Annotated in this window: 7 protein-coding genes; 3 read left to right on the top strand and 4 right to left on the bottom strand. The window is 60.4% G+C overall.

The window, feature by feature from the left end:
• Positions 1 to 177: 177 nt before the first annotated feature.
• Positions 178 to 612 carry a hypothetical protein gene (locus ABL922_RS13940; protein ID WP_349024817.1) on the bottom strand — a complete coding sequence of 145 codons (435 nt, stop codon included), beginning with the start codon at positions 610 to 612 and terminating at the stop codon, positions 178 to 180.
• A gap of 75 nt (positions 613 to 687) precedes the next feature.
• Positions 688 to 1,182, bottom strand: a complete 495-nt coding sequence (locus ABL922_RS13945) for a nuclear transport factor 2 family protein (protein WP_349024818.1) — start codon at positions 1,180 to 1,182, stop codon at positions 688 to 690.
• 383 nt (positions 1,183 to 1,565) lie between these two features.
• On the opposite strand from ABL922_RS13945, the gene ABL922_RS13950 reads away from it, so the two are divergent.
• On the top strand, positions 1,566 to 2,288 hold the full coding sequence (locus ABL922_RS13950) for a hypothetical protein (RefSeq protein WP_349024819.1): 723 nt from the start codon (positions 1,566 to 1,568) through the stop codon (positions 2,286 to 2,288).
• On the opposite strand, the gene ABL922_RS13955 is transcribed toward ABL922_RS13950, so the two are convergent.
• On the bottom strand, positions 2,285 to 3,283 hold the full coding sequence (locus ABL922_RS13955; RefSeq protein WP_349024820.1) for an adenosine kinase: 999 nt from the start codon (positions 3,281 to 3,283) through the stop codon (positions 2,285 to 2,287). The two genes, ABL922_RS13950 and ABL922_RS13955, sit on opposite strands and share 4 nt — an antisense overlap.
• Before the next feature lie 107 nt (positions 3,284 to 3,390).
• On the opposite strand from ABL922_RS13955, the gene ABL922_RS13960 reads away from it, so the two are divergent.
• Positions 3,391 to 4,062 (top strand): EI24 domain-containing protein, encoded by a 672-nt coding sequence (locus ABL922_RS13960; RefSeq protein ID WP_349024821.1) that lies wholly within the window; start codon positions 3,391 to 3,393, stop codon positions 4,060 to 4,062.
• Positions 4,059 to 4,454, top strand: a complete 396-nt coding sequence (locus ABL922_RS13965) for a hypothetical protein (RefSeq protein WP_349024822.1) — start codon at positions 4,059 to 4,061, stop codon at positions 4,452 to 4,454. The genes ABL922_RS13960 and ABL922_RS13965 overlap by 4 nt, the downstream gene beginning before the upstream one ends.
• Here ABL922_RS13965 and queG read toward each other — a convergent pair.
• Positions 4,432 to 5,538 (bottom strand): tRNA epoxyqueuosine(34) reductase QueG, encoded by a 1,107-nt coding sequence (queG, locus tag ABL922_RS13970; protein WP_349024823.1) that lies wholly within the window; start codon positions 5,536 to 5,538, stop codon positions 4,432 to 4,434. The genes ABL922_RS13965 and queG overlap by 23 nt on opposite strands.
• Positions 5,539 to 5,549 lie beyond the last annotated feature (11 nt).

Raw genomic sequence — 5,549 nt, forward strand, 5'->3', positions numbered from 1 at the left:
GAGGGATTGTGTACCCTCTCTCCTTCAGGGGAGAGGAGTGAGACTTGCGAACTTGTTCGCTAGTCGCAGCGGAGAGGGGCTCCAACGGTGTGGACTCGCCCAGCCTCCCCCTCTCCACTTCGTCTAATTGCCTGCAGCAATAAGACTTCGTACCTCTCCCCTAAAGGAGAGAGGAGGTTAGCCGATAAAGCTGCGCGCCTTCGCAATCGTCTCCGCCAATCCGGCGCGCATCGCCTCCCACGCGGCGCGCTCGTCCGCCGCGTCTTCGGGCAGTGTCTCTTCGATCAAGTCGATCCCGGCCCAGAGCATGCCTTCATACCAGCCGGCCTCGACCTTGAGCGTTTCCTGATGATGGGGGATGGAATCGTAGAGGATGATGCGGATCTCCTCGGGTCGTTCGAACCAGGTCATCAGGCAATAGAGGACATTGCCGACCATCTCCGCCTCGAGCAGCGCGCGCTTGCCGAGGCCGTGATGTTCGAAGCTAGCCTCTGCCCCGGGATGCGCGGCGTAAAAGCGCGCCATCAGCGGCGCGGTGATATCGCCCACCGCCTCGCCCGCGCGTTCCAGGCTGCGTTCAACCAGCGCCAGATTTACTGCCCTGTCTTGCATGCGCATCCTCCCTCACCGCCTTGTGGCACGGCACAGGCTGGGCAGGAATTGATTTTGGTCAAGCGCGAGGCGGTATCAGGGAACCGGCTTATGCGCGTAACTCAGTACGCGGTGCAGTTTCCACCGGCCGTCGGCCCATTGCCACACCATCGCGAAGGCTGCCTTGCCCACCAGTTTTTCGGGGCCATCGCCCTTTCGTTCGTAAAACAAATGCTCGCCTGCCTCCATTGCGCCAAAGCCGGGGACGGGATCGACATGCAGGCTTTCGACCACAAGCGCGCGGCGGCTGCGCCACGCATCGGGGGCCTTTTTCGCTTCGCAATTGGTGGCATATTCGGCGACAAATTGCGCGCCCGATGTCGCGACCAGCCCGCCCTTGTCGTGATAGAATTCTAGGGTATCGGTGACCATCGTCCGCAATTTTTCAGGATCGCAGCCGGTGAAGAACAGCGCGAACAGCTCGCTGTCGGCGGACTGGACCGACGCCGCCAGCTCGGCCCCTTCAGGCATCGCCGCCGGAGTAGTGCCCGCGAGGAGCAGGGCGGGAAACAAGGCGGAGGCGAGAAACATGGGCAGGCCCTTTCTGTATTACACCTATAATACGGTGATACCGCGCAAGGTCAAGCAAGGCGCTGTCCTACATGGCGCTTTTCTGCTTGGGTGGTGTGATGGACTATGGACAATGCTCTGTTTTGTACCGTTGCCGCCACCGGCGCTTTTTCGGTCGCGCTAAGGTGACATAAGGTAACAGATACCCCACCCCTTACCGGTAGACTTTGTAACCTTAGGCACCGATTTTGTGATTTGCGGCCAACCGTGCGTTATCCACTGTTATATGCCCTTTGGGAGATTTTCAGCCCGCCACAAATATGTAACACAGCGTTTCATAACGGGACATACACTGTTCCGGACCAGCCTTTCGGGTCGCAAAATAATAATCCGGGGGAGGGTATATGGCTACACTAGCGGATAGCCACGACGCCGAGCGGCGCTTTTACGGGCGCATGGCGATTGCCATCATCATTGCCATTTTCATCGGCTTTGCGCCGAGTTTCTATCTGTTCCAGACGGTGCGCTATCCGCGGCCCAACCCTGCGCTGACGCCGCTGGTGATCGCGCACGGGCTGGCGCTGACAGGGTGGCTGGCGATATTTTACACGCAAACCCGGCTGGTCGCGGCCAAAAGGCGCGATATCCACCGGCAGCTGGGTGTGTGGGGTATGGCGCTCGCAGCGGCGATTTTGCCGATTACCTATCTCGTCTCGATGCATGCGACCGCGCGCAATACCCACCCGCCCTTTAGCGATGCGGCCAACTGGTCGGCCGTGCCGCTGCTAGCGCTGCCGCCGATGCTCCTGATGCTCATCATGGGTTGGCGCAGCCGCATGGACCCGCAGGCGCACAAGCGTTTCATGCTGCTCTTCACGCTGATGACGGTCGAACCCGGCGTTGGCCGCTGGCCGATCTTTCCGCCGGTAATGGCAGGGCACATTGCGAGCAGCATCATGGCCTTCGCCTTCATCATCCCGCTCGTCCTGTGGGACAAAAAGTCGATCGGCAGGCTGCACCGGGCGACGAAGATCGGGCTGTTTGCGCTCGCCTTTGGCTATCTCGCGCGCCATATCGTCTGGGCGCTGGGCATCTGGCCCGATGTCGTCGCGGTGCTGCCTTATTAAGAGCCCAGCCGCCCGGCGACGAGCGCCTTGATATCCGCCTCGGGCCGCGCGCCATAATGGCTGATGACTTCGGCCGCGCAGACCGCGCCCATGGTCAGGCAATCCTTCAGGCTGCGGCCCTGTGCGATTCCAGCAAAAACGCCGGCCGCGAAAAGATCGCCCGCGCCGGTGGTGTCGACCAGTCGGGTGACCGGTTCGGCGGGCACCTCCGCGCGCTCATTGCCCTGAACGGCAATCGCGCCATGCTCCCCACGGGTGCAGACGAGAAGCGGCACCTTGGCAGCAATTTTTGCGACGGCAGCTTCGAAATCTTCGGTGCCGGCAAGCGCGGTGATCTCAACCTCATTAGCGAACAATATGTCGATCCGCCCTGCTTCCATCTCGGCCAAGAAGTCTGGCCCGTGGCGCGCGATGACGAAAGCGTCGGAGAGCGTTAGCGCGACCTTGCGACCGGCGGCGCGGGCAAGGTCTATCGCGGTGCGCATTGCGGCACGCGGTTCCTCGGGATCCCACAAATAGCCTTCGAGATAGAGGATCGCGGCGCTCTGGATCAGGTCAGGGTCGATCAGCTGCGCGGGCAGGAACTGTGAAGCACCGAGGAAGGTGTTCATCGTGCGCTGCGCATCGGGCGTCACCAGGATCAAGCAGCGCGCAGTCGGCGGCTGGCCGGGGCGGGCGGGGATATCAAAATCGATGCCGGTTGCGCGAATGTCATGCGCGAAGACGTCGCCCAGTTGGTCTTGTGCGACCTGACCGATAAAGGCGGTCTTGTGGCCAAGTCTCGAAAGCCCCGCCAGCGTATTGGCCGCACTGCCGCCGCTGATCTCGCGCCCCGGTCCCATTGCGTCGTAAAGCGACTGGGCGCGATCGGCATCGATCAACGTCATCCCGCCCTTATTGAGATTCTGCGCCTTGATAAAGGCATCGTCAGCATCGGAAATCACGTCAACAATGGCGTTGCCGATGGCCAGCACGTCGTAGCGGGTTTGCGTCATTCTTGGTTCCTGTTCAGGGTTTGGCGCGCCCTAATGCGGTCTGCACAAAAGGGCAAGTAAAGCGCAAGTGCCTTGCATCGATAATACACCTGCATTATCTGGGGGAAATGTTCAGGGCCATCTCGCTCGGTTTCGCCAGTCTTTCGGACAAGGGGATCATGCTGATCCTCGTGCGGGTGATGCTGCTCACCCTATTGGCCTTCGCCATTCTGGGCTTTTCTCTCTGGTACGCGATCGACGCGATATTCTACAAGCTGGGCTATGCAAATGACGGCGGCCTGAGTGCGGTCGCCGCTGTCGCGGTGCTGCTGATCAGCGGGCTCGTGCTGTTTCGCATGATCGCCATCGCTATTACCTGGGTTTTTTCCGACGATATTATCGATATCATCGAAGCCAAGCATTACCCGTTCGAAGCTGCCTGCGGGAAGCGCCCCAGCAATTGGCAGTCGGCGCGGATGGGCCTGCGATCGGCGATGCGCGCGCTCGGCTATAACTTGCTGGCACTTCCGTTCTACTTGATCCTGCTGGTGACCGGCATAGGCGCACCGCTGGTCTTTCTGGGTGTCAATGCGCTGCTGCTGGGTCGAGATCTGGAAGACATGCTGGTCGCGCGCCACGGACACCATTTTGCTGCCTTCGGCAAAGGCGAACGACTGATGCTGGGGCTGGCAGGCGCAGCTGGAATGATGGTACCAATGTTGCAGTTTGTAGTGCCGGTTGTCGCGACCGCATCTGCCGTGCATATGGCGCATGGAAAATTCCGGGTGAGGACTAAGTGATCAGATTTGCGACTGTTGTTTGTGGCAGCCTGCTACTTGCCGCCTGTGGTGGCGGGGCCGAACCGAAGCGTCCGCAAAGCACGCCAGCGCCGCTGGATCGCCCGGCAGCCAATGCCCCGACTGCGCGCCCAGCTCTGTCGTCCAAGGGGCTAGAGGCGGTGATGGGTAAGGACATGGGCTCATTGGTGCGCCTGTTCGGCCCACCGCGTCTGGACGTCATCGAGGTGCAGGGCCGCAAGCTGCAATTCAGCGGTCGCGCCTGTATCCTTGACGCATATCTGTACCCCGACGGCAAAAATGGGGCAGAGATCGTCACCCATGTCGATGCCCGCCGAAGCGACGGTGCAGAGGTTGATCGCGCGCAATGCGTCAACGCATTGTCGGCGCGCTGACCTCCCACTCCAGAAGTACCGATTCATCCGACTCAAATTTGAGTCGCGTACGCTTTTCCAACGAAAATTGATTTTCATCCAGTTGCGCCAACGCCCAGATGGCGGCGCCACGAACAAGCGGGCTGGCATCGTTAAGCAGGCGCACACACGACTTGGCCAAGCCCTTGTCCCCGCTATTGCCAGCAGCAATTGCCGCATTGCGAACAAAGCGATCGCGGCCGGTGCGCTTGATGGGAGTGCCAGCGAACAGCGCTCGAAAGGCGATATCGTCGAGCGCAAGCAATTGCGCCAATGGCAGCTCGGATAACTCCAATCGCTGCGCCAGCGCTTTGTGCACTGACGCCGTTTCGGCAAATTTATTCCAGGGGCAGGCGGCGAGGCAATCGTCGCAGCCATAGATATGATTACCCATCGCGCGTCGGAATTCGGACGGAATCGGCCCTTTATGTTCGATGGTCAGATAGGAAATACAGCGCCGCGCATCGACGCGATAGGGTTCGGGAAAGGCATCGGTCGGGCAGACGATCTGGCAGGCACTACACGATCCGCAACGGTCGCTCCCCGCCGTATCCGACTCCAATTCTGCTGTGGTGTAAATAGCACCCAAAAGCAGCCAGCTTCCATGTTCGCGACTAACAAGATTGCTGTGCTTACCCTGCCAGCCCAACCCTGCTGCCTCAGCCAGCGTCTTTTCCAGCACCGGGGCAGTATCGACGAAGACTTTCACCTCATCCCCAGTCTGGTGGACGAACCATTGCGCCAATCGCTTCAGTGCGCCTTTGACCACATCGTGATAGTCCTTGCGCTGCGCATAGACAGATATGCGCCCAAGCTCCGGCTGCAACGCCAGCGCCAACGGATCGGTCTCTGGCGCATAGCTCATGCCCAGCATGATCACCGATTGCACCTCGGGCCAAAGCCCATCGGGGCTTGATCGCTGATCGACGCGGTCAGCCATCCACAGCATATCGCCATGCCGGCCCTCGCTCAGCCATTGGCGCAGCCGCTCTCCAGCCGCTGGCGCAAGGTGGCCGGGGGCTATTCGACAATCGGCAAAACCTTCCGCCTTTGCCCGATCCTTCAGAGCGTTAACCA

Origin of the sequence: Sphingorhabdus sp. (assembly GCF_040079335.1) — a bacterium.
Classification (GTDB): Bacteria; Pseudomonadota; Alphaproteobacteria; order Sphingomonadales; family Sphingomonadaceae; genus Sphingorhabdus_B.

Excerpts from the sequence above, each read along its gene's own strand:
- ABL922_RS13940 (WP_349024817.1), bottom strand. The coding sequence starts at position 612 with ATGCAAGACAGGGCAGTAAATCTGGCGCTGGTTGAACGCAGCCTGGAA.
- ABL922_RS13945 (WP_349024818.1), bottom strand. The coding sequence starts at position 1,182 with ATGTTTCTCGCCTCCGCCTTGTTTCCCGCCCTGCTCCTCGCGGGCACT.
- ABL922_RS13950 (WP_349024819.1), top strand. The coding sequence starts at position 1,566 with ATGGCTACACTAGCGGATAGCCACGACGCCGAGCGGCGCTTTTACGGG.
- ABL922_RS13955 (WP_349024820.1), bottom strand. The coding sequence starts at position 3,283 with ATGACGCAAACCCGCTACGACGTGCTGGCCATCGGCAACGCCATTGTT.
- ABL922_RS13960 (WP_349024821.1), top strand. The coding sequence starts at position 3,391 with ATGTTCAGGGCCATCTCGCTCGGTTTCGCCAGTCTTTCGGACAAGGGG.